A 22,494-nucleotide genomic window follows, 5' to 3' on the forward strand; every position below is an offset into this window, starting at 1 on the left:
CGATGTTTAAGTACGCCCTCATCGGCGCGGGTCCAGCCGCCTTAAATTCAGTTGTCGAATTGCCTCTCGACGACCGTTTGTCGTCTGTAGTTCTCGACGCAGGCCTCAGGGGCGAACGGAAGGTTTGCCCGTCGCTGAAGCGCCAGTCTTGTTCAAGTTGTTTCGAGCAGAAATGCCATGTCATCAATGGCATAGGTGGGGCATCAGCAACGTTCGGCAACAAGTACTGCCACTTTCCTGCCAGTTCTGGCGTCCAAGAATTGATGAACGCCCAACCTATCGCGCTGGCCGAGGCATCCACTCATGGAAGACGCGTTGTGGTTCAACACCCCAACGTGCCGAACCGCAAAGTATATGACGTCAGCATCGCGCATGCGGATAGCTACAGAACTACCATCGACGACTTAGTCTCGGACGTGCAATCAACGACACCTATCTTCGAAGGTTGGTCGGTGGAGCGCGTTGAGCGCCTTGGTGCCAACTGGTTCAGACTGGTCTCGGAAACGGGTGAGACCATCGAAACCGAGAACGTTGTGATCGCAACTGGTAGAAGCGGGCACATTGCCTTGCGACGGTGGTTGGATCAGCTGGGCATTGAATATGCTGAGAACTCGCCGGACATCGGTGTTCGGATCGAGACCCCGTCGAACACGATCAGCAGGCAGTTCCTTTACCAGGATGACCCGAAGTTTAAGTTTGATTTTGGGGGGCTGGGACAGGCGAGAACCTTCTGCACATGCAAGGGCGGGCAGATTGTTCCCGTCAAATTTGGAAACGGCTTCTTTGCGGATGGTGCCTTTGTAAGAAAAGACACCGGGCGGACCAACGTCGCGCTAATGGCAAGAACTGGAGAGGTTTTTGAACCGCAGCTCCTTGAGGAATGGTGCCAGTCCGTTAACGAGGCGAGTGAGGGTCGGCTACTCCTCGGAGCCATTGACAAGTTTTCGGGAAGCGATTCCACGTTGGAGCAAGATATTCTTGACGTGATCCCCGAAGGACCGAGCCCGCAGTACAAAAAGGTTCTTCAGGCTTTGCTTCACAGGCTTCTCAACGACCAGTCTTGCCAGGTTTTCGATGATGCCAAAGGAGAGCATGGGCCTCTCAAAGTGTTCGGTCCCTCGATCGATCTGTACTGGCCCAAGGTGCAACTGTCTCGAGGGTTCAAGGCGTCGGTCGAAGGTGTTTATGTCATCGGGGACGCTGCAGGAGTGTCGCGCGGTATTGTTCAGGCAATGGCCGCAGGGAAGTCCTGGGCGCATTCAGTCAGTTCCAGTGCTGCCCGCAACGTTGCCCGATGGTGAGGTTTGGTGTCGCAGGATACCCGTTGGCTTTCATTGAAGGCCCTGACGGAAAAGACCGCTCAAAAATCTTTGAATGGGTTTCCAAAATTGGCTTGGATGCGGTTGAGCTGCAGATGACCTATGGTCCGAGGACCAAGCCTGAAAAATGCATAGAATATAAGGCGCTAGCTGATGACCTTGGGATAAGGGTATCGGTGCACGCAGCATACTACATTGTCTTGACAAGTAGTGAGGAAGAAAAGATTTCTCGCTCGATCGACACGTTGAACAAGACCTACGAATTGACCGACCTACTCGGCGGCAAAGAGGTGATTCTTCATCCAGGACCACTGTACGGTGGAGATGAAGACGAGGTTTCGGCTCGGTTTGCGGACAATGCGGCCAAGTTCGTCGAGCAACTTGGTTCCACTGACATTGGACTGTTTATCGAGACAGCTGGGAAAGTCGGTCAGCTGGGTTCTGTCGATCAAATCCTATCGTTATCGAAGCAAATTGAAGGTGTTCATCCTTGCATCGATTTTGGGCACGTGCATGCGAGAACGTTGGGAACTCTAGAGAACGCGGATAACATTTTCGCTCTATGCAATGAAATTCAAGGTTTCCTGGATAATAACCCACTGAAACGAGCGCATTTTCACTATACTCCGATCCATTTCGGGCCACGGGGAGAGATTCAGCATCGTGCAGTAGATGATCACTATCCCGAACCAGAGCAGAAAGACCTTTTTGGAGAAGCCGCTGTGGGCGAAAGCTCAAGAGACGGCTTGTTCCATCCCAGGCCGGACCCTGTCGCGGAGGCGCTTCGCACGTTGCCTGGAGAATTCACCATCATCTCCGAGACCCATAACAGCCAAGAAATCGGCGCAAAGGTGCTAAAAGAGAGCTTCTTTTCCAATGACCGGGAAATGCGCGTAAAGGCAGGAAGATCTCGGTAGGTCTTATAAACTGGGGCGCCTTTACTCGAGGAATAGCATTTCCGACAAGGAGAACATATCCTTCGGCACTATTCGGTGTAGCCCCTCGGCGTATCGTGCTCGAACCCAGTCACCGTTGTCTCGGTAAGTCCAGAAAACGTTGCGATATTCGCGGTGCTGCACCCTGATCTTGTCGATGTTTCGGTCGGATTGAAGGCGCCCGGTTTCGCCGTCATCCTTGATCTCGACCAAGGCAATTGCGTTTGGCGTGGCGCGTCCGGCGACACCAGCAACGAAGTCCGGAAAGAAGTTCTTGCCGCTCGGCAGCACGATCCTAGTTGCCCAGCGTTCGTTTTCCGGATTTCGCATCCACCAGAGCACGGTGCCGGTCCCATCCTCATCGAGGACCTCTGCGAACTTCTGCTCTTCCTCGTTCAGGCGTGCAGCAAAGACGCCATAGGCTGACTTCCTGGCGACCGGCTGGCCATCGGGGCCGTATTAGCTTTCGGGGATCGCTCGGCGTCAGACAGCCGCACGTTTCGGCCTTGCGCAGTCTTCATCGCCTCTTTCAGCTTCTCCGGCTCACCCATCACCGCGAAATCCAGCGCGCGGCGCAAGTCGCGTTCCTCTGCATCGATACCCTCATCATCAACCACCCGGCGCAGCTCTGTGATCAGCGCTCGTTTCAGCAATCTCGGATCGATGGCGTCGTTTAAGTTGAAGGCCATCTGCGCCTTCTCTGCGACCCGCGCATTCGAGAGACGCAGACGCAAATCGACCTCTTCGGTCAGGTCCACGACGAACAAATCGCGCAGGCTCATCTTGGCCTTGGTCTTCCGCTTCTGCAAAAGCGACACGGTGTTCGAGCTCTTGCAAAAGAGCTTCGCAGTGTCATCGACCAGCTTTTCCGCGCTGCCGGGATCGGGCGGCATTTCCCGCCAGAGGCCTTTCGGAAGGTCGATATCTCTGCGCAGGGGGTAGTGGCGAAGATTGGGCTTGGCCGGTATGCTGGCCCCGGACGCAGGGCGTTCTGCTTCCGGCAGGTTGCCGAATAAGGGCGTTTGCGCCAACTGCTGCCATGCCTCGCCCGCAAGGATGGCGCGGTCTTGTTCGGCTTCAGGCAGCTGCGATACGTCCGATTTCACCAAGCCGCTCTCGATCAAATTCGAAAGCCGCATCTGGCGGTCTTCTGGCGTTGTCGGCATAGGGGGCATAAACCGGGAGGTTGTAGCGATATCGTTGCACACAAGCGGTTTTGAAGCGCTTCCAAATTCGAAGACATCGAGCCGATCCGTAATCAGCTCAATGCTCTGGCGCACCGCCTTGACCTCTTCGACGGCGGCATCGAGGCCCGCTTGCAACTCAGGGTCTGTCAGGAACACATAGCCACGATCCAGCAAGGCATCCTGCCCGTCAATGGGGCGGATCAGGGGGTGCACCCGCATGATCCGGCCAACAATCTGGAGGCCGAATTCGACGCCACGGTTCGGACGAACGGAAACCAAAGTCCAGGCGCGGGGAGCATCGAAGCCAGTGGCGACCGCAACCTTGAAAATCAGCACTTCCTTGTCTGGGTCATAGGCGAGCGTGTGGAAATCAGGACCGGGTTGTCCAGAGGTATGGGTGGCAATCGCGGCATCAGGCACACCAACTTCGATCAGCTTTTCCCGAACCCTTGCGACCGGATCATCGCGGCCCTTTGACTGATCCTCCACCTGAACCAGCATCAGGGGGGTCAGTGCTATGCCGCGCTCCGCCAGTCTTGTCTTAAGGCGCAGATGCTGCGTCCACCCGGCGGTAAGGGTGGCTTGCTCGTGGTCCACCAAGTCGCGATCCGCATCACTCATGCGAATTACGCCCATCATCAGGCCTTCCTTGTTCAGTCCAGCTTCTACGACCTCTCCTCGCGGGACAATTACTCTGCTCGCAACTTCGACACCGGCTTCTTCCTCGAATGCTTCAAGCCTGGTATCATTCGGCGTTGCCGTGGCAAGGATCGTGAAATCCGGCTTCAGAGCATTTAGATAGAAAGAGGCGGCGGCGGCTGCGGACGCGCCGAAATTGAGGTGCGCCTCGTCGATCACCACACCGATGAAGAATCCGTCGTCGCGCAGCGTCTCGATCATGTCGTCCAGCGACAGCGCGCTTTCCTTTGTACGCCTTACCTTGCGGGCGTCCCTGTTGTTCGCAGCGACCGCACCCCAGGTCTGGACGAATACATCGCCGTCGCGTGTTCCAACTGGCTCGCGATCCTTGGTGATGCCCCGGACCCAAAGCGAACCACATTGTTCGACAATCGAATCCCGGGTCTGCGTGACCAGCCCTGCATAGGGCGCGAACCAGAACCAAACGACAGGACGCGACAGCCCCCCGCGCAACCCTTCCAGTGTGCGCCCCAGGACCAGTGTCTTGCCCGAGCCGGTCGGTGCTTGAAGCAGTGTCACGCCACTCTTCAGCGCGATCTCCTGTCGGTGCTGCGGGCGGTTGTCGTGATATTCCGTCACCTTGCGGATCACGCCGGTCAGCGCCGCGACCGCGCGGGTTTGGTATCCTGCCAGTGCGTAGCGCCCGTCGCTCATTGCTGGAAGCTCCGCACTAGCGTGTCACGGACCGAACGGATTTCGACCTCAACGCCGGACAATTCCCGCGCCAGTTGCCCCGGTGCCCAGGCATAAACAAAGACGTTCTGGCGCGACCGGTCACGCAGCCAGTCCAGCAGCGCGGCGTCATAGCGGTCCACCATGACCAGCGTGACGCCGTCACCCTCATGCGCGTTCCACGGGGTTGTCCTGTCGTAGACGCTCAAGGGCAGGCCGTGCAGGGTTTCAAGCGCGGCCCAGGCATCCTTGGGGGCCAGATCGTAATCCAGATCCTCAAAGGCGATTTCGCGGGTGCGCAGATAGGCAAAGGGCGCGGCAAGATCGGCATATTCCGGATCGTCGCTGGCATTCAGCCGCCGTACCCGTTCCGCCATCACATCGCGGCAAAGGTTCTTGTCCGGTTCCTCCTCCGCAGCCTCGGTCGAGGAGACCATGATGAACCGCCGGTCGCAGCCATCCTCGGCGTCCAGCTCCATAACCGCATGAGCAGTTGTGGCTGAGCCAGCAAAAAAATCAACGACTATGTCGCTACAACTAGAAGCCTGAGCGGCCAACTGTTTGATGAGTGCTTTTGGCTTTGGATTCTGGAATGCTTTCCTTCCAAAGATACCTTGAATTTCGTTGGTGCCAGCACCGCCGCCGGACCCCGTTCTAAGTGTAAAAAGATTATCGAGTTCATCCTCGTTCATTCGTGCGATCCAGCTACTCAACGGGGATACATGGCTTCGCAGATCTTTCCAAAACTTCTTGAAACCTGGGCGGCCAAATCCAACTTTCTTCCCAGCCCAAAAATCGGGATAGGTATCTATTCAGATCAATGGTTTTTTATCTCTGGGCGCAACGGGAGCAGCGCCTAGCTCGATAGCAGAAAGCACTTCTTCCTTGGAATTCAAGACCACTACTTCTTGCTGCTCTGGAAACAATATCATTCTGTTTTCGATATGCGCTTCCATAGTGTCTGAGCGTGTCTTTTGACCCGGTTTCAGCCGATCTTTGGATGCATAGGCCCACACACGATCAGGGTCACAGTGATACCAAATGTCGGTTCTGGGATCGTGCAATGGGTAGAACAAGTTCTCTCGATCATCTCGATCGAACGCAAGTGTCAGAGGATCAACATTCCATATCCCACGAGGATCATTGTCTGGGTTCTTATACTTTTTGTTCGACTTTTGCTTACCCGTGAAGATGAAGTTAGGCTTGACGTATACCAAGATGTGCTCGTGAACGTCCGAGAAGTTTCCACCTTTCGCACTGGTTGTATCTCGAGTCCTCCAGACCAAAGAACCAAGTCGCATTCCCGGTATTGCCTGGTCCATCATGAGCTCCAATACCGCTCTATTGTCATCATTGATCGAGACAAGTATCACCCCATCCTCCGCCAGAAGATCGCGGGCCAGCGTGAAGCGGCGGTACAGGAATTCCAGCCATGTGGACTGGCGGAACCGGTCCTCGGGGTCCATGTAACGGTCGTTATAGACCCAGTCCTTGTTGCCGGTGTTGTAGGGCGGATCGACATAGATGCATTTGACCCGCCCCGCCCCGCCAGCGTCATCCGCAGCCAGCGCAGCGCATCGAAATTGTCGCCCTCGATCACCATGTTCGGCCAGGGCGCGGGCTTGTCCGACAGCTCCGGCACGATCTCGCAGGCGATGAAATTCTCGTCGATGGCCTGATCCGCCGCGATTTCATCGCGTTCCCAGACCAGCCCAAGCTTCTTGGTCCGGTCGCGCTTTTCCAGAAGCTCGATCAGTTGCGCCTTGTTGAGATCATCGTATTTGCCGGACATGCGGATGCCTTCTTTCTTTCGTTTCCCGCAACTTATCGCGGGATGCTGCCATTTACACAAGGTTTGGCTGGTTTGATTGCAACGCTTACTCGCTCGCCAATTCTTCCAGCTTGCGATGGGCGAAATGCAGGGTCAGCACCGATCCGGTCAGAAAAGGTACCAAAGCCCCCGCTAAAGCCGCAATCAATAGCTGCGCCGCCGTGATCCAGTTGAGATCGGCGCCATGGTCGAAGAATTGGAAACGCAGGAAACTGGTCAGTTAGCAAACACAAACGCCCACATAAATCATGTATAATGGCGTAAGTGGTTCTATCGCGGTCCTGCGGACGCGTTCCAATGTTGCCCTGCGCAAGTTCTGCCACTTCTTGCTTGGTTTTTCCAATCGCCTATTCCCTTGCGAACTCGATCCAAGTGTGAACTTCATCATCCGTTACTTCCCGCCCCTTGACATGTGACTCGTACCAGCGCGCGACTATTGCCCCACGCTTCTCGCTTTTGATCTTGATGCCAGCGCTCACCAGGTACTGATCGAGCGAGGTCTCGATCTCTTTCAGCGCATCGAAATCGTGACCGGCGCGGATTGATTTCATGCCGAGCAGCAACCAGGCAACGTCAACCTCATATCGGCTTTGCAGCTTGACCAATGCTTCGACAGGGATGCCGCGCTTGCCTTTTTCGTAGCTGTGATAGGCCCGATGCGAGACGCCAATCGCCTCTGCCATCGCGGCCTGCGAAACGCCGATTTCGCTGCGGGAGATGGCTAGGCGCGCACCTATCTCTGCAAACAAATCCGCATCTTCATGCGCCATTTTGACTTCCCAATCGACGGTGGCGCAATTTTGTATAAATATCGCACAAAGTGACGCATATTCACGGTTGATCCCATCTGAGCACGTCAGAAGGTACTGAACAAGCGATTCCATGCGTATTTCTGAGCTCAACCATAGCGGACAAGGACGACTGAAATGGCAGAGACCGAAAACTCAGACAGCTCGCAAATCCTGGGGCTTGGCAAAACGCCCGCGCAATGGGTCGAGGTCATGGCAGGCATGGGGATCGACATCTCCGAACGTACCTTGCGCGAAAAGGCGAATGACACGGGCGCGTTCTACCGGCTTGGACGGACCATGCCCATCACGCCTGCGCAGATCGACAAGATTTTTGAAGGAGGCCAGTCATGCCGCTCCAAATCTATAAGAGGGGCCGCGTCTACTGGGCTACGGGCTGGGTCGAGTACAACGGCAGGCCAATCGCAGGCCCATACCGGCGAAGCACTAAGGCATCTACAGAAGCAGGCGCAAGGGACTGGATTAACCGCGAAACCGAGATGCAGATACGCCGCCATGTGGTCGGCGATGAACCGAGCAAGACCTTCTCGGATGCGATCATGATTTAAAACGCGTCGCCGAAGACCGCGAAGCAGCTAATCCCTATTGTCGAAGAGATCGGCGACACGCCTCTGGGCGCGATTTCTGGCGCTCTCCTTAAAGGGCTAGGACCGAGGCTGAAGCCAAAGGCATCGACGGACACTTGGTGGCGCGAGATCGTGACGCCCGCGAGCGCAGTCATCAACAACGCGCATGAGCTGGAAGGGACGCCGCTCATTCGAGTGAAGCCTTACGACAAATTTGAGCGGATCGCACAGGACAAGCGGCGCGGCAAGCATAGCCGGGTTGAACGCAAGCCCGCCGACAAGGCTTGGATCGAGGCGTTTTGCCGGGCCGCTGATCCGTACAACGCGGCCCTGGTGCGGTTCATGTTTGAGACAGCGGCGCGGACCGGTCAGGCTGTCTCGATTGAGCCTGACGATCTGCGAACCGCCGAAAACAAGGTCAGGGTGAAAGCGTAAAAAGGACACCCAGAAAGCTGGATCACCGTATCGCCCCAGATGATGGACGAGTTCCTAGCATTGCCGCCGAATCGGCCGAAAAACCGCAAGACAGGCAAGTTCATGAAGCCGCGTGTCTTCGGTTATGGAAGCTCCACTGGCTAGAACACACGCTGGAAGACGATCTGCAAGAGCGCGGGCATCCCATACCTCTCTGCCCACCCAGCAGGACGGCACGGTTTTTCACGGAATTGGTCGTGCGCCAAGGCGTCGACCCGGTTACTGCGGCCAAGGCCGGGCGTTGGTCTGACCCCAAATTGCCGATGCGCATCTACGCTCATGCAGAGACGGATGAGGCCGATGTCAGAGCCCGTTTTCGTACAAACCACGTACAGGCGGACGCTGTACAAACACCCAATCGTAAGAAATCACAGAAGGAATAGCGCTATGAACGGTTCCCTCCTAAGGGGCAGGTTGCAGGTTCGAATCCTGCCGGGATCACCAGCCCTCATGCCAGAACCCGCAGCGGCGCGCCGTTGAGCCAGCCGCGGATGTTTGCAACCGCTTCGGTATAGAAGCCTGCGTAGTTGTCCTGTGAGACATAGCCGAGGTGAGGGGTAAGCACGGTGTTGGGGGCGGTAAGCAGGGGCGAGGTGCCGTTCAGGGGTTCGGGGTCGTGCACATCGACCCCGGCGCCGGCGATCTGGCCGCTGTGTAGGGCTGTCGCGAGGGCGTCGGTACCGACCACGCCGGCGCGGGAGGTGTTGAGCAAATAGGCGGAGGGCTTCATGGCGGCGAGGGCGGCTGCGTCGATGATGTGGCGGGTGCTGTCGTTTAGGGGTACGTGCAGGCTGACGACATCGGCCTCGGCCAGCAGGGCGTGCAGGCCGTTTGCCCGGCGCACGCCCTTCGCGGCGGCGGCCTCGTCGGTCAGGCTGCGGCTGAAGGCGAGCACCTCCATCTCGAAGGCGAGGCCGTAGCGGGCCATCGCTTGGGCCACCCGACCAAAGCCGATGAGGCCGAGGGTTTTGCCCTTCAGGTCCATGCCGAGGGTGGTTTGCCAGCCGCCAGCGCGAAGGGCGGCATCCTCTTGGGGGATGCGGCGGGCGAGGGCGAGAAGCAGGCCCCATGTCAGCTCGGGCGTCGGGTGGCCGAGGCTGGCGGTGCCGCAGACAGTGACGCCTTGGGTTTTGGCGGCCTCCATGTCGATGGAGGCGTTGCGCATGCCGGTGGTGACCAACAGGCGCAGGTTGGGAAGGCGGGCGAGCAGGGCAGCGTCGAACGGGGTGCGCTCGCGCATGGCAACGATCACCTCGAAGCGCTGGAGCCTGTCCACGAGGGCGTCGCCCGAGATCGTGTCGGAAAAGACGACCGGTTCGACCGCCGGGGCGAGGCCCGACCAGTCGGCGCAGGTGAGTGCCACGCCTTGGTAGTCATCGAGAATCGCGCACTGCATGGCCATGGGCCTGCCTCCCCTTGTGTGCCGCCCGCAAGGCATGCGGGCGCTCGGGCCAAGCTACTGCGGTCAGGCCGGGGATGGGAGGGGCAAGGGGCGGATCAGGCTGCGGACTTTCTCAGCGCGGGGCTCTTCTCGACGGCGGGCAACATCCTCGGGCCGTAGAGCAGCAGGTCGGGCTGGTGCGAGCGCTCCGGCCCTTGCATCTCTGCGGCGAGTTCTGCCATGCGTTCGCTGCGTTCGAGGATGGTGTTTCGGTGCGTGTTGGCCCGCTCCTGTGCGGCGGCGAGTTGGGCGATGATGTCGCCGATCCCGGCATTGGCCTCGCCTGAGCGGCTGTCCTCGATCTTGAAGGCGACGCGCAGGGTGTCGAGGCCGAGCAGCATGCGCTTCATGTCGCGGCAGGAGGCGACGATGCGGCCTGCCTCGCTCGCGACCTGGGCGAAGGCCTCGCGTGACTTGGCCTTGTAGCTGGCCTGCAGCTCGCTCAGCATCGTCCGTTCTGGCATGATATCGACCCCGCCCAACCCGCGCCGCTCGGCCAATAGCTGCTTGTCGCAGCGGGCGAGAATCGTGGCGACCGAGCCCACCAGCATGGCGCGTTCGATGGTGCCGCGAATCGAGGAAAAGCTGGTGTTCTCGCCCACCACATGAGCCTCGAACCATTCCGACATGTCGATCGACATGCCCTCGTAGTTGCGGGCCAGCACGCTCAGCGGCCCATCGGTGCGTTCGACGCGGGCGGCCTTGATCTGGAGGTTGCGGGGGATGCCCTCAAGGTATGAGAACTCGCCGGACAGCTCTCGTGTGGCCTCGACGATCTGCTTGGCGAGGTCGACGAGCTCGGTGGCCCCGGTGACGTTGGCGGTTGGGGGAATTCCGAGTTCGCGGCATTCGCTCACGAGTTCGGTGCCCAGCGCCTTGAGCACGAAATTGTCGTAATCGGCAAAGCCCATTGCGCGCAAACCGTCCAGCAGCGCGGCGGCACTGTCATCCACCGAGCTGCCCTGCACCTCGGCCTTGTGGAGCTTCTGATAGAGCGCCTTGACCGGCTCCAGCAGCTCGCTGGTGGGCTTGATCCGGGCCGAGAGGTAGCCGCCCTTGCATGGCGCGACGATGGCGAAGACCCAATAGTGCAGCCCGTCCTTGGCGCGGTTGTTCACATAGGCGGCGGTGACCTTGCCGGCCTTCAGCTCATCCCAGAACACGCGGAACACGGCCTTGGGCATTTCGGGGTGGCGCACGGTCTTGTGCGGGGCGCCGATCAGCTCGTCCCACTCGTAATGGGCGACGCGCTGAAACACGTAGTTGCCGCTCTGGATGATGCCGCGTTCATCGGTGCGCGAATAGAAAACTTCGCCAAGATCAAACGGCGCTTCGCCCCGTTCCGGGCGCCATTCCTGCCGCCGCTCCTGTTCAACGCTCATCCACCGCCTCCTTGCGAGTGCGGGCGCGACTGGCCGCGCCCACGCTCTCAAGGTGCTAAGATGAAAGCCCTATCTTTTCGTTAACCGCGACAGGGCCTTGCGTTCATTCGCCGATCTTCTCGTCGAGGATGGCGGCGAAATCGTCGTAGCTCATGTTGGTATGCTTCTCGCCGTCGATGATGAAGGACGGCGTGGAGCTGATGTCATCGGCCTCGGCGTTCTTCAGGAAGACGGCATAGAGGGCCTGGGCCTTCTCGGCATCGGCGAGGCAGGCGTCGACCTGCTCGGCACCGAGGCCCGACTTGATCGCCAGCTTGCGCAGGTCACCGTGGATTCCGGCCAGATCGCGGGTTTTGAGCCACTCGGTCTGCTCCTTGTAGATCGCGTCGGAGAGGCCGAAGTAGCGCACAGGGCCGGCGCAGCGGGCGACCATGCCGGCCCAGAGGCCGGGCTTGTCGAAGTAGATCTCACGGTAGGTGAAGTGGACCTTGCCGGTGTCGATATAGTTTTCCTTCAGCTTCTTGAACACGTTCTGGTGGAAGCTGGCGCAATGCGGGCAGGTGAAGGAGGCATATTCGATCACCTTCACCGGGGCGGTCTCTTCGCCCAGCGTCATCTCGGCGATGCCCGAGGTGTCGACATCCGCTGCCGTCTGGGCCTGTGCCGCAAGGTCGAAGCCGGTGCCGGCCGGGGTGCTGGTGCGACTGATGGCAAAGTACGTCCCGGCGGCGATGGCCACGGCGAAGACGGCGGAATAGAGAATCTTGGAGTTCATAAAGGGCCTTTCGGACTTCTGCGCGGGCCTTCAGCCGCGTTCGGATTTGTGGATGACATGGGCGCCGAGCCGGCTCAAGGCCGCTTTCAGCGCGGGATCGGTGACGCCCTGCGCCAGCACCTCGGCGGCCTCGCGTTGGGCTGGGGCGGGCTGGGCGCGGCGTTTGGGGGCGTGGTTGAAATCGGCCTGCCCCTCGGCAAAGCCGGTGGGGGCCGTCTGGGTGAACTGGATGCGCTGGATCGCGGCAAAGCCGTAGACAGCATTGATCCGCTCGCGAATCTGCTCCTTCTGCATTTCGAGCATCGGGGCGTGGGCCCCGGTCGTCAGCACGCGCAGGGTGGCACCAAAGGCGCCGCGCCCGAACTTCACATCGATCGGGCGGGTGACGGCGGCGGTTTCCTCGCCTACGACCTCGGCCCAATGGGTCAGCACGCGCATCTCGGCAAAGCCCCGTTTCTCCGTTGCCTTGCGGATATCGCCGGTCACGAACTTCGCCGTCTGGGCAAAGCCGCGCATGTGGCGCTTGGGAGGTTTTGCAGGTGCCTTGGCCATGGCCTCGCATTTCAGCTGTGTGGCCCCTATCTTACCGCCCGCGGCCACGGCGGGGCCAGCCAAATGCGGGCAGGAGAGCCATAAACATTGCGTGACGAGTTACAGGCCGGGGAGATGAGCGGGGCGCTGCTGGAGTGGTATGATGCCCACGCCCGCGTGCTGCCGTGGCGGGTGCCGCCGGGCAGCGGCGAGCGGGCCGATCCTTACCGCGTGTGGCTGTCGGAAGTGATGCTTCAGCAGACCACGGTGGCTGCGGTGAAAGACTACTTTCACACCTTCACCCGGCTCTGGCCCACCGTGGAGGCACTGGCGGCGGCGAAGGACGAGGATGTGATGGCCCGGTGGGCTGGCCTTGGTTACTACGCCCGCGCTCGCAACCTGCTGAAATGCGCCCGCGTCGTGGCTAAGCGCGGCGGCTTTCCCGACACCGTTGAGGGCCTGCGCGATTTGCCGGGCATCGGCCCCTACACGGCAGCGGCGGTGGCGGCGATTGCCTTTGGCCGCTCGGAGACCGTGGTGGATGGTAATGTGGAGCGGGTGATGGCGCGGCTCCATGCGGTGCAGGAGCCGCTGCCCGCGAGCAAGCCGGTGCTGGTGGGTCATGCCGCTGCGCTGACGCCTGAGGCGCGGGCGGGAGATTATGCCCAGGCGGTGATGGACCTTGGGGCTACGATTTGCACCCCGAAGAACCCGGCCTGCGGGATTTGCCCGTGGCGGGAGCCCTGCGCCGCGCGGGCGGAGGGCATCGCGGCGGAGTTGCCGAAAAAGTCTCCGAAAAAGCCCAAACAGGTGCGGCTGGGGCATGTCTACGTGATCCGCCGGGGGGACGGGGCGTTTTTGCTGGAGCGGCGGCCGGAGAAGGGGCTGCTGGGCGGGATGCTCGGCTGGCCCGGCTCGGATTGGGCCGAGGAGCCGCCAGAAGGCGCGTCTCCGGTGAGCGCCGCGTTGGAGGAGGTCGGGGAGGTGCGCCACACCTTCACGCACTTCCACCTGATCCTGCGGGTTCATGCCGGTATGGCCGAGGTCGACGCGCCGGACGGGCTGCATTGGGAACGGCTGGCGCCGGCTGCGCTGCCCACCGTGATGCGCAAGGCCTACGACCTTGCCGCAACGTCGCAAGCGCTGAATGTCACAGGCGATTGAAACGCCGCCCTGCCCCCGTATGATCTGGCCGGGGCGCGCATGACCATCGGGAGAGGGCCAATGGCCTCTGCACCTATCTCAAGTTTCCGCGCGGCGGCGCCCTTCTGGGTGTCGCTCCTGACCGTGCCTCTGGTGATCGCCTCCGCCGCGTGGGGCGGGCTTTGGGTGCTAGGGGTGCCGCTCTTCACCCTCGTGGGCTTCACCCTGCTGGATGGGGTCACCGGGCTGAACCTCGACAATCCAGAGACCGAAACCGAGGAGGCGCAGCTCTTCTGGTACAAGTTGATCACGCTGGTCTGGTGCCCGGTGCAGGTGGCGCTCTTGCTGCTGATGCTCGCATGGGTGCCGGGGGCGGATCATCTGAATGTGGTGGAGAAAATCGTGATCTTCTTCGGCATCGGCGTGACCAATGGCGCGATCGGGATCGTCTATGCCCACGAGCTGGTGCATCAGCGCAACCGGCTGGAGCGGTGGCTGGGGGATATCCTGCTGGCCTCGGTGCTCTACTCGCATTTCCGGTCGGAGCACCTGCTGGTGCATCACGTGCATGTCGGCACCCGGCGCGATGCGGTGACGGCGCGCTATGGTGAAAACTACTGGCGTTACCTGCTGCGGGTTGTCCGCGAGGAGCCGGTGAGCGCGTTCCATGCCGAGAAGGCAATGCTGGCGCGCAAGGGGCTGCCGTGGTGGCACCGGAGCAATCCGCACTGGCGCTACTGGGGTCTGCAGCTGGCCTTTGTCATTGCGGCCATCGCGCTCGGCGGTTGGGCTGGGCTGCTGCTGTTTCTCTATCAGGCGGGCACTGCGATCTGGCTGCTGGAGCTGACCAATTACATCGAGCATTACGGGCTGACCCGGAAGCACCTTGGCAAGGGCCGCTACGAGCCGGTGCGGCCGCATCATTCGTGGAACGCGTCGCACAGGGCGACGAACTGGCTGCTGATCAACCTGCAGCGGCACTCGGACCATCATTACAAGCCATCGCGGCGATTTCCGCTTCTGCAGACCTACGATGCAGGCGAGGCCCCGCAGCTGCCATTCGGATACCAGGCGATGGGGTTCATGGCGCTGGTGAGCCCGCTGTGGTTCAGGGCGATGAACCCGCGGGTGCGGAAGTGGCGGGCGATGTATTACCCGGAGATCACCGATTGGGGGCCTTACAAGCGGGGGGAGTTGCCGCTGCCGGGGTGATGGAGTGCGCCCGCCCGATGCGCGCCGCAGGCGCCGGGCAGCGCCGTCCCGCCCCCCGGGGCGGCGCTTCGGTGAGGTTGCGGATAACCTCGCATGGAAGATGACCTCTGCGCCATAAAGTGACCCAAACACCCGTTGATGGCGCCACCCCGCGGGACGGCGCTACCCGGCGCCTCACACCATCCGGATCACGTCCTTGTCGATGGCGAGCATGTAGCCTTTGCGGGCGATGTTCTTCACCAGCAGTTCCGAAACCATCTGGTTGCCGAGTGAGTCGCGCAGGCGCTTGATCCGGGTGGCCCCGGCGGCCTCGTCGCAATCGGCCTCAGGCTTGCCCTGGATCACGCCCTCGATGGCGGCGCCGGAGAGCACATCTTCATCCATCCGGGCCTCGGCGAGCACGGCGAGGGTCTCGATGGCGGCCTCGGTGAGCTTGAATTCCATGTTGTTCAGCAGGACCACCCGCTCCTCGCGGGAAATGACCAGCGAGGAAACCTGAATCCCCTGCTTCTCGATCTCTCCCATCCGCTTGTTCAGCGCGATGATGGTGACCAGAAACACCAGCGCGGCGATCAGCAGGGCGGTAGAGAAGATCAGCAGCACGAAAATGACGATCCGGTAGCTGACCAGCACATCGCCGAAGGCGGTGCCGGATTGGGCCAGCACCTCCAGCAACTTCACCGCCTCGGATGTCACCAGCGCATCGTTCTCGGTGAAGATCTGCTCGACCCGCTCGTTGAAGGCGTTGCCATCCGGCAGGGTCAGGAACAGGAACACCGCGGCAAGGCCGAGGATCGCAACGATCCCGGCGATGCCGAATGTGACAACACGGTTGCCCGTGCTCCGCAGGTCAGTAGCGAAGGAAGTTTGATCCGGCATTCTGCTGCTGCGCCTTGCTGGGGGTGCCCTCGAAGAGCGAGATGACATTGAGTAGCACCCAACCGCCGCGCTGCAAACGGGCGGCGACCTGCGCCTTGGCATCGCCGCGGGGCGGGCAGGCTGGCCCGAGCTCCATTACGCCGTAATGGAGCTTGAGCGGATTGTCCTGCTTGGCCTTGTACTCGGCGTAGCAGGTGGCCCCCGCAGGGGCGGCCGCCAGCGCGAGAGCCAGCGCGGCGGCAGGGAGGGTGAAGAGCGTTTTCATGCGCATAGTCATGCGGTTACCGGCGCCGATATTCAATAACAACAGCGCGGTTTCGGCCTGATAGCCAATAGCCGGGCGGCGATATTGTTTGTCCGGCCCACCCCCGCCCATCCTCATCTCATCACCGCCCCGGCGCGTCTCGGACAGACGCCCATCCCGGGCTCCTGAGACGCAAGAAAGGACAACGCCATGTTCAAGACCCTGACCGCAACCGCCCTCGCCGCCGCCGTGGCGCTCACCTCCTTCAGCTCGCCCGCACAGGCCGAGATGGACCGGGGCGAAACCCTCCGCCTGCTGCTCGGCCTTGGTGCCATCGGCGCGCTGGTGGCCGCCAACGAGCGCAACAAGGACCGCGCCAGCACCTCGCGCCGCGACACCGACCGGGTGATCCGGGTCACCCCCGGCTACGGCGGCGACCGCTACAAGGATCGCAATCGCCATGCGCGGCTGCCGCAGCGCTGCGAAACCGCCGTGCCGACCCGCCGGGGCACGCAGATCTTCTACGGCCAGCCCTGCCTCGACCGCAGCGGCTTTCGGGCCCGGCTGCCGCAGAACTGCTCTTACACGCTCGACCTCGGTCGCAAGCGGGTGAAGGCCTACGAGCAGCGCTGCCTGCGCCGCGCCGGCTACCGGACCTGATGCGCCGGAACTGAACACCGAACAGGCAAGGCGCGTCCCGGTCTCCTGGGGCGCACCGCCGAGCAGGGCGTGGCTGTCATCCCCATGGGGCCACGCTGGACTGGGGGCGGAGGGTGAGGCTCTCCGCCCCATTTTTATGGCGCATTTTTATGGTCTCTTCCCCATTGCGCCCCGCCGCTTGCCGGGTGATGGGAGGGTATGAAGAGCTTTCCTGATTTCTCGCTTGAAGAAGCTGCCTTTGCCCGCGGCCTCGCCCGCGTGGCCGGGGTGGACGAGGTGGGGCGCGGCCCGCTGGCCGGGCCGGTGACGGCGGCGGCGGTGGTGCTGGACCCTGCGAATATTCCGCCCGGGCTGAACGACAGCAAGAAGCTGACCGAGAAACGCCGCCTTGCGCTGAACGAGGCGATCCATGCGTCGGCGCAGGTTTGCATCGTGCATGTGAGCGTGGAGGAGATCGACGAGATCAATATCCTCCAGGCCGCGCTCACCGCGATGACCCGCGCCGTGGCTGGCCTGCCAAACGCCCCGGACCACCTGCTGATCGACGGAAACAAGCTGCCGCAGGGCTGCGGATCGGCCGAGGCGGTGGTGAAGGGTGACGGCAAATCACTCTCCATCGCGGCGGCCTCGATCGTGGCCAAGGTGGCCCGTGACGCGCTCATGGTGGATTTGGCGCAACAACACCCCGGCTACGGCTGGGAGAGCAACGCGGGCTACGGAACGAGTGTGCACTTGAGGGCACTCCAGCAATTGGGGGTCACACAACATCATCGGCGTTCCTTTGCCCCGATACGCAATATCTTGATGCAACAAAAATCTACAAACCCCTGATTCAAAAAAGAAATTGACCGCGAATCGCCTCTGACTCATGCTCAAGTCAACAACACCGAGCGCCAAAAGAGCGCAGGGACAGAGGCAGACACATGACGAAGACGACGACCCGACAGGGGCAGCGTGAGCTGCCGCTCAACCAGATCTTGGCTGGTGACTGCATCGCGGAGATGAACAAGCTCCCCGAGGCCTCGGTTGATCTTATCTTCGCGGACCCTCCCTACAACTTGCAGCTCAAGGGCAACCTCCATCGCCCCGACAACTCGCAGGTCGACGCCGTCGACGACCATTGGGACCAGTTCGACAGCTTCAAGGCCTACGACCGCTTCACCGAGGAGTGGTTGGCTGCCGCGCGCCGGATTCTGAAACCAGATGGTGCGATCTGGGTGATCGGCAGCTATCACAACATCTTTCGGGTCGGGACCAAGCTACAGGATGCGGGTTACTGGATTCTGAATGACGTGGTCTGGCGCAAATCCAACCCCATGCCCAACTTCCGCGGCATGCGGCTGACCAACGCCCATGAAACCATGATCTGGGCCAGCAAATCCGAGGGTGGCAAATACACCTTCAACTACGAGGCAATGAAGGCGCTCAACGACGACGTGCAGATGCGGTCGGACTGGGTGCTGCCCATCTGCAATGGCCACGAGCGGCTCAAGAACTCCAGGGGGGAGAAGGCGCACCCGACGCAAAAGCCGGAAGCCCTGCTCCATCGTGTACTGCTCGCCACGACGAACCCTGGCGATGTGGTGCTGGACCCGTTCTTCGGGACCGGCACCACAGGCGCCGTGGCCAAGATGCTCGGGCGTGATTTCATCGGCATCGAGCGCGAGGCAGAATACCGCGAAGTTGCCCAGAAGCGCATTGATAACGTGCGGAAAATCGACAGCGACGCGCTGACGGTCAGCACCTCCAAACGGGCCGAGCCGCGGGTGCCCTTTGGCCAGCTTGTGGAGCGCGGGATGCTGCGCCCCGGCGAGATGCTGGTGAGCGGCAACGGCAAGAACGCGGCCAAAGTGCGGGCAGACGGCACGCTTGTGGCCAATGACGTAAAGGGCTCGATCCACAAGGTGGGGGCGCATCTGGAAGGCGCGCCGAGCTGCAACGGATGGACCTATTGGCACTTCAAGAAAGATGGAAAGCCGGTGAGCATTGATGTGCTGCGCCAGCAGATCCGCGCCGAGATGCGCGACTAGAGCCCTTCGAGTTCACAAAGTTACCGCCGGTGCCTGTGGCCTGACACATGGCACGACCTTCGGCCCCGTTTGCCCCAGTGGCAACGGGGCCCCTTTTTTGCCCGGCGCGGGCCTTGGGCCGGGGCAGCGTGCCTTGTGTTAACCCATAGGGGTTAACGGCATTTCGGGGCATGCACATCCGATGCACAAGTGATGCACATCCCATGCATACGCACGTTGGGTTTTGGGCATTAACTAATACAACGCACGCTGGTCGGGGTGTGGTGTGAGGCGGAGTGAGACGAGTCCCGGCCTAGGGCAGGGCGGCGTCGAGGGCGGACCAGTCGGAGAGTTCGAGGCGGACGGGGAGGGTGAGCACCTTCTGGCGGAAGTCGGGCGGCAGGCGCACGGCGTCCTTCTCGGTGGTCACAAGCTGGGCGCCGAGGGCTTTGGCCTCCAGGTCCAGCCGGGCCATGAGGGCGGGGGTGAGCGGCTGGTGGTCGTCCAGTGCCTCGCCCCGGATCACATTGGCGCCGAGGCCGCGCAGGGTGGCGAAGAACTTCTCGGGGTGGCCGATTCCGGCGAAGGCGAGCGTGGGTAGACCCTCCCAATCCATCCCGGTTTGCAGTGGCTCAAGGTGGCCGGTGAGGTGCGGCACGGTGATGGCATGGCCCCAATCGGCGGCGAACTTCTGCTGCGCGGCTTCCGGGCCAATGGAGAGCAGCAGGTCCGCCCGGGCCAGCCCGGCGGCAACCGGCTCGCGCAGCGGCCCGGCGGGCAGGCAGCGGCCATTGCCGAAGCCGCGATGGGCATCGACTACGACCAGAGAGAAGTCCTTATGGACCGAAGGGTTCTGGAAGCCGTCATCGAGGATGACTGCCCGCGCGCCTGCGGCCTCGGCGGCGCGGACTCCGGCGGCGCGGTCCTTGGCGACCCATGTAGGCGCGAAGGCAGCGGTGAGGAGCGGCTCGTCGCCGACCTCGGCGGCGGTATGGCTGCGCTCGTTCACCTGCACCGGGCCTTCGAGGCTGCCCCCATGCCCGCGCGAGACGATGTGGACGCCTTCGATGCGCTGGGCCAGCGCGATGGTGGTGGGGGTCTTGCCGGTGCCGCCCGCGTTGATGTTGCCGATGCAGATCACCGGCACCGAGGCGCGCATGCCGGGGCGGGCGAGGCGGCGGGCGGTGGCGCGGGCGTAGAGCCAGCCGAGCGGGGCGAGGGCGCGGGCCTGCCACGCCGGGGCCTCTGGCGCGGTGTACCAGTAGAGCGGGGCGCGCATCAGATCGCGCCCCCGGTTTCGAGCTGGGTGCCGAGGTGGGTGGCCAGCCGCGAGATGACGGCGGCGCCTTCGGAGATTTCCGTCCATGCGGCGGCGGCCAGTTCGGCGGCGCGGTCGGGCGAGAGCAGTTCGGAGACGGCGGCGGGCAGCGCGGCGCCATCGGCCAGTGCGCGGGCGGCGCCTGCGCCTGCGAGTCGCGCCAGCGTTGCCGCCTCCGCCTCGCCGTGGGGGCCGAACGTGATGGCCGAGCCGAGCGCGGCGGCAGGGGCGGCGGGTTGCACAGGGGTGCCGGTGGTCAGCGTGCCGCCGAGGTAGCAGAGCGGCGCAAGGCGGAACCAGAGACCATCTTCCTCGGGGGAGAGCCGGTCGGTCAGGTAGATCTCGGTGCTGTCGGCGGGTTCCTCGCCTTCGGCCCGGCTGGCGGTGCTGAAGCCCTGCGCGGCGAGGCGCTCGGCGAGGGCGGCATCCTCGGGGCAATCCTCCCCCGGCATCAGCAGCAGCAGGGCGCGGTGGGCAATGGCGAGCGCGGCGCGGTGGGCGGCGAGCACATGGGGCAACTCATCGGCGGCGGGGCGGGCGGCGAGCCAGACCGGGCGGGCGGCGAGGCGTTCGGCCAGTTCGGCCCGGTCACTCTCGATGCAGGGCGGCGGCGCGGGCGGGGCGAAGAGCGGGCCGGTGACGCGGATGCGCGAGGGGCCGATGCCGGTGGCACGGGCGGCCCCGGCAACGCTGGTGCTGCCGACCCAGATCTCGGCCACCAGCCGGAGCGCGGCGCGGGTGGCGCGGTCTGCCCCGGCGAGCCGGTCGTCTCCTGCCGCGATCAAGGTGGTCGGGCAGGCGGTGCCGAGGGTTGTGAGCAGGGGGGCATTGTCGGGCGGGCCGACCCAGAGCCCGGCATCGGGCCGCCATGCCGCGAGAAAGGCGCGAGCCGCGGTGCGCCCGGCCACGGGCGGCGCGCGAAACAGCAGCACCCCATCGCTCTCATCATGGATTGCCGCGCGCTCGCCCAGCCCGGTGACAAGCAGGGTGACCGGGTGGCTCTCGGCCATGTCGCGGGCGAGTTCGATAAGGGTCTCCACATCGCATCCGCCCGCCACGTGGCACCACACCAGCCGCCCCGGCGGGCGCTGCCCGGCGGGGCTGGGTGCAGGCGCAGTGCGGCTGCGGCCGGTCAGACCGGCGAAGGCCCGGGAGAGCGGCGAGGGGCTCATGGCAGGCCGGGCGCGGAAAGGGCGGTCAGCCCAGTTCCTCGGTCGGAGAGGCCTCGGCCTCCTCGTCGCGGAGGCGGTGGATATGGGCGATGTAGTAGCGCATGTGGGCGTTATCCACGGTGCGCTGGGCTGCGGCCTTCCAGGCGTCGAAGGCGGAGGCGTAATCGGGGAACATGCCGACGATGTCGATGGCGTCGACATCCTTGAAGGCACTTTTGGACGGGTCGATCAGCTCGCCGCCGAAGACGAGGTGAAGGCGCTGGGTCATCAGGGTCTCCCGTGGTTGGGGTGGGTTGCGGGCAGGGTAGAGGATTATGCCGGGGGGTTGAAGAAGGGTTGAGGCGCGGGCGGTGCGTGCAGTTTGGATCACCTTGTTCATTTTCTTGCTGCAAGTATTCCCGCCGGAGGCCCTGAATCTCTTTTGGCCGGGCGGTTGCCGTTTGGCGCGTTGGGTGGGGAGGCCGGAAGGAGGCCGCGCGGGACGCCCTTCCACCCGGCGCAGAAGCGCTTAGGGTGGGGGCCGAACCTTCGCCGCCCGGATCTGCCGATGCATCCCAACCCGATCTACCGTGACGCGCCCACCGCCCAGAGCCTCGAATTTGCCGCCGAGCGCGGTTTCGGCACGCTGAGTGCCAATGGCGAGACGCTGCCGCTCACGGCCCATGTGCCCTTCGTGCTCGATACCGAGAGCGGGGTGGCACTGTTGCACCTGATGCGCTCCAACCCGCTGGCGCGGGCCTGCACGGCACCCTTGCCCGCGCGGCTCTCGGTGATGGGGCCGGACAGCTATATCTCGCCGGACTGGTACGAGATGGACCATCAGGTGCCCACGTGGAACTATGTGGCGGTGCAGCTCGACGGCACGCTCCACCCGATGCCGGATAGCGAGCTGCGGGCGGTGCTTGACGCGCTGTCGGAGCATTTCGAGCAGCGGTTGCTGCCAAAGCCGCCGTGGACCGCGGACAAGATGCCAGCCGATGCGCTGGCCCGGCTGATGCGGATGATCGTGCCGTTCCGCTTTGCCGTCGAGAAGGTGGAGAGCACGTGGAAGCTGGCGCAGAACAAGCCGGCGGAGCACAGGATGGCGGCGGCGCGGCAGGTGAAGGGCTATGGCATCGGGCAGGAGGTGGCGCTGCTGGCGGCGCTGATGATGGGCGCGGGAGACTGAGCCTGCGCGGCGATCCGTGGCCGGAAGCGGGCCGCCTATAAGGTTAACTTGCCAGTGGCGCAAACTTC

The 22,494-nt window shown here is 62.6% G+C and carries 24 protein-coding genes; 10 read left to right on the forward strand and 14 right to left on the reverse strand.

Going from position 1 to position 22,494, the window contains the following annotated elements:
- Positions 1–2: 2 nt before the first annotated feature.
- Both KUV38_RS17300 and KUV38_RS17305 read left to right on the forward strand, forming a co-directional pair.
- On the forward strand, positions 3–1,301 hold the full coding sequence (locus tag KUV38_RS17300) for a hypothetical protein (RefSeq protein WP_222471444.1): 1,299 nt from the start codon (positions 3–5) through the stop codon (positions 1,299–1,301).
- A 23-nt stretch (positions 1,302–1,324) separates the two neighbouring features.
- The gene (locus KUV38_RS17305) at positions 1,325–2,236 is read left to right on the forward strand and encodes a TIM barrel protein (RefSeq protein ID WP_222471445.1); all 912 of its coding nucleotides are present in this window, start codon (positions 1,325–1,327) and stop codon (positions 2,234–2,236) included.
- A gap of 21 nt (positions 2,237–2,257) precedes the next feature.
- On the opposite strand, the gene KUV38_RS17310 is transcribed toward KUV38_RS17305, so the two are convergent.
- The 5 genes from KUV38_RS17310 to KUV38_RS17330 all read right to left on the reverse strand — a co-directional run bounded on the left by KUV38_RS17310 (position 2,258) and on the right by KUV38_RS17330 (position 7,527).
- Entirely contained in the window at positions 2,258–2,596 is a 339-nt protein-coding gene (locus KUV38_RS17310; protein ID WP_222471446.1) for a hypothetical protein, read from the reverse strand.
- A 53-nt stretch (positions 2,597–2,649) separates the two neighbouring features.
- On the reverse strand, positions 2,650–4,794 hold the full coding sequence (locus KUV38_RS17315; protein ID WP_222471447.1) for a DEAD/DEAH box helicase family protein: 2,145 nt from the start codon (positions 4,792–4,794) through the stop codon (positions 2,650–2,652).
- Positions 4,791–5,504 carry a DNA methyltransferase gene (locus KUV38_RS17320; protein ID WP_222471448.1) on the reverse strand — a complete coding sequence of 238 codons (714 nt, stop codon included), beginning with the start codon at positions 5,502–5,504 and terminating at the stop codon, positions 4,791–4,793. The genes KUV38_RS17315 and KUV38_RS17320 overlap by 4 nt, the downstream gene beginning before the upstream one ends.
- 120 nt (positions 5,505–5,624) lie before the next feature.
- Positions 5,625–6,464, reverse strand: a complete 840-nt coding sequence (locus KUV38_RS17325; protein ID WP_222471661.1) for a DNA methyltransferase — start codon at positions 6,462–6,464, stop codon at positions 5,625–5,627.
- A 526-nt stretch (positions 6,465–6,990) separates the two neighbouring features.
- On the reverse strand, positions 6,991–7,527 hold the full coding sequence (locus KUV38_RS17330) for a helix-turn-helix domain-containing protein (protein ID WP_261385413.1): 537 nt from the start codon (positions 7,525–7,527) through the stop codon (positions 6,991–6,993).
- A 42-nt stretch (positions 7,528–7,569) separates the two neighbouring features.
- On the opposite strand from KUV38_RS17330, the gene KUV38_RS21005 reads away from it, so the two are divergent.
- Both KUV38_RS21005 and KUV38_RS21010 read left to right on the forward strand, forming a co-directional pair.
- Positions 7,570–7,995, forward strand: a complete 426-nt coding sequence (locus KUV38_RS21005; RefSeq protein WP_261385414.1) for a hypothetical protein — start codon at positions 7,570–7,572, stop codon at positions 7,993–7,995.
- A 155-nt stretch (positions 7,996–8,150) separates the two neighbouring features.
- Entirely contained in the window at positions 8,151–8,453 is a 303-nt protein-coding gene (locus KUV38_RS21010; protein ID WP_261385415.1) for a hypothetical protein, read from the forward strand.
- 487 nt (positions 8,454–8,940) lie between these two features.
- On the opposite strand, the gene KUV38_RS17340 is transcribed toward KUV38_RS21010, so the two are convergent.
- The 4 genes from KUV38_RS17340 to KUV38_RS17355 form a co-directional block, all read right to left on the reverse strand.
- A complete protein-coding gene (locus tag KUV38_RS17340; RefSeq protein ID WP_222471449.1) occupies positions 8,941–9,894 on the reverse strand; it encodes a D-2-hydroxyacid dehydrogenase family protein in 954 nt (317 codons plus the stop codon).
- Positions 9,895–9,989: 95 nt separating this feature from the next.
- On the reverse strand, positions 9,990–11,315 hold the full coding sequence (locus KUV38_RS17345; RefSeq protein WP_222471450.1) for a PAS domain-containing protein: 1,326 nt from the start codon (positions 11,313–11,315) through the stop codon (positions 9,990–9,992).
- Positions 11,316–11,418: 103 nt separating this feature from the next.
- The gene (locus KUV38_RS17350; RefSeq protein WP_222471451.1) at positions 11,419–12,090 is read right to left on the reverse strand and encodes a DsbA family protein; all 672 of its coding nucleotides are present in this window, start codon (positions 12,088–12,090) and stop codon (positions 11,419–11,421) included.
- Between the two features lie 30 nt (positions 12,091–12,120).
- Positions 12,121–12,642, reverse strand: coding sequence for a DUF721 domain-containing protein (locus tag KUV38_RS17355; RefSeq protein WP_261385416.1), 522 nt, complete (start codon positions 12,640–12,642; stop codon positions 12,121–12,123).
- A gap of 114 nt (positions 12,643–12,756) precedes the next feature.
- Here KUV38_RS17355 and KUV38_RS17360 point away from each other — a divergent pair, with 114 nt between their 5' ends.
- A complete protein-coding gene (locus KUV38_RS17360; protein WP_222471664.1) occupies positions 12,757–13,785 on the forward strand; it encodes an A/G-specific adenine glycosylase in 1,029 nt (342 codons plus the stop codon).
- A gap of 60 nt (positions 13,786–13,845) precedes the next feature.
- Positions 13,846–14,976 (forward strand): alkane 1-monooxygenase, encoded by a 1,131-nt coding sequence (locus tag KUV38_RS17365; RefSeq protein ID WP_222471452.1) that lies wholly within the window; start codon positions 13,846–13,848, stop codon positions 14,974–14,976.
- 174 nt (positions 14,977–15,150) lie between these two features.
- Here the strand turns inward: KUV38_RS17365 and KUV38_RS17370 are convergent, their stop codons facing one another.
- Together KUV38_RS17370 and KUV38_RS17375 are read right to left on the reverse strand one after the other, a co-directional pair.
- Positions 15,151–15,855 (reverse strand): transcriptional regulator, encoded by a 705-nt coding sequence (locus tag KUV38_RS17370; RefSeq protein WP_222471453.1) that lies wholly within the window; start codon positions 15,853–15,855, stop codon positions 15,151–15,153.
- A complete protein-coding gene (locus tag KUV38_RS17375) occupies positions 15,827–16,120 on the reverse strand; it encodes a hypothetical protein (protein ID WP_222471454.1) in 294 nt (97 codons plus the stop codon). Before KUV38_RS17375 ends, KUV38_RS17370 begins: the two co-directional genes overlap by 29 nt.
- A gap of 189 nt (positions 16,121–16,309) precedes the next feature.
- On the opposite strand from KUV38_RS17375, the gene KUV38_RS17380 reads away from it, so the two are divergent.
- The 3 genes from KUV38_RS17380 to KUV38_RS17390 all read left to right on the forward strand — a co-directional run bounded on the left by KUV38_RS17380 (position 16,310) and on the right by KUV38_RS17390 (position 18,789).
- A complete protein-coding gene (locus tag KUV38_RS17380; protein WP_222471455.1) occupies positions 16,310–16,759 on the forward strand; it encodes a hypothetical protein in 450 nt (149 codons plus the stop codon).
- A gap of 198 nt (positions 16,760–16,957) precedes the next feature.
- Entirely contained in the window at positions 16,958–17,590 is a 633-nt protein-coding gene (locus KUV38_RS17385; protein ID WP_222471456.1) for a ribonuclease HII, read from the forward strand.
- A 92-nt stretch (positions 17,591–17,682) separates the two neighbouring features.
- Positions 17,683–18,789, forward strand: coding sequence for a site-specific DNA-methyltransferase (locus KUV38_RS17390; RefSeq protein ID WP_222471457.1), 1,107 nt, complete (start codon positions 17,683–17,685; stop codon positions 18,787–18,789).
- A gap of 292 nt (positions 18,790–19,081) precedes the next feature.
- Here the strand turns inward: KUV38_RS17390 and lpxK are convergent, their stop codons facing one another.
- The 3 genes from lpxK to KUV38_RS17405 are packed head-to-tail and all read right to left on the reverse strand — an operon-like array spanning position 19,082 to position 21,526.
- Positions 19,082–20,047: a tetraacyldisaccharide 4'-kinase gene (gene lpxK / locus KUV38_RS17395; RefSeq protein ID WP_222471458.1), complete on the reverse strand. Its 966-nt coding sequence runs from the start codon at positions 20,045–20,047 to the stop codon at positions 19,082–19,084.
- On the reverse strand, positions 20,047–21,258 hold the full coding sequence (locus tag KUV38_RS17400) for a hypothetical protein (RefSeq protein WP_222471459.1): 1,212 nt from the start codon (positions 21,256–21,258) through the stop codon (positions 20,047–20,049). Before KUV38_RS17400 ends, lpxK begins: the two co-directional genes overlap by 1 nt.
- Positions 21,259–21,283: 25 nt before the next feature.
- Complete coding sequence (locus KUV38_RS17405; RefSeq protein WP_140012616.1) at positions 21,284–21,526, reverse strand: DUF4170 domain-containing protein; 243 nt, start codon at positions 21,524–21,526, stop codon at positions 21,284–21,286.
- Between the two features lie 279 nt (positions 21,527–21,805).
- On the opposite strand from KUV38_RS17405, the gene KUV38_RS17410 reads away from it, so the two are divergent.
- Positions 21,806–22,426 (forward strand): FMN-binding negative transcriptional regulator, encoded by a 621-nt coding sequence (locus KUV38_RS17410; RefSeq protein ID WP_222471460.1) that lies wholly within the window; start codon positions 21,806–21,808, stop codon positions 22,424–22,426.
- Positions 22,427–22,494 lie beyond the last annotated feature (68 nt).

The organism is Vannielia litorea (genome assembly GCF_019801175.1).
GTDB lineage: Bacteria > Pseudomonadota > Alphaproteobacteria > Rhodobacterales > Rhodobacteraceae > Vannielia > Vannielia litorea_B.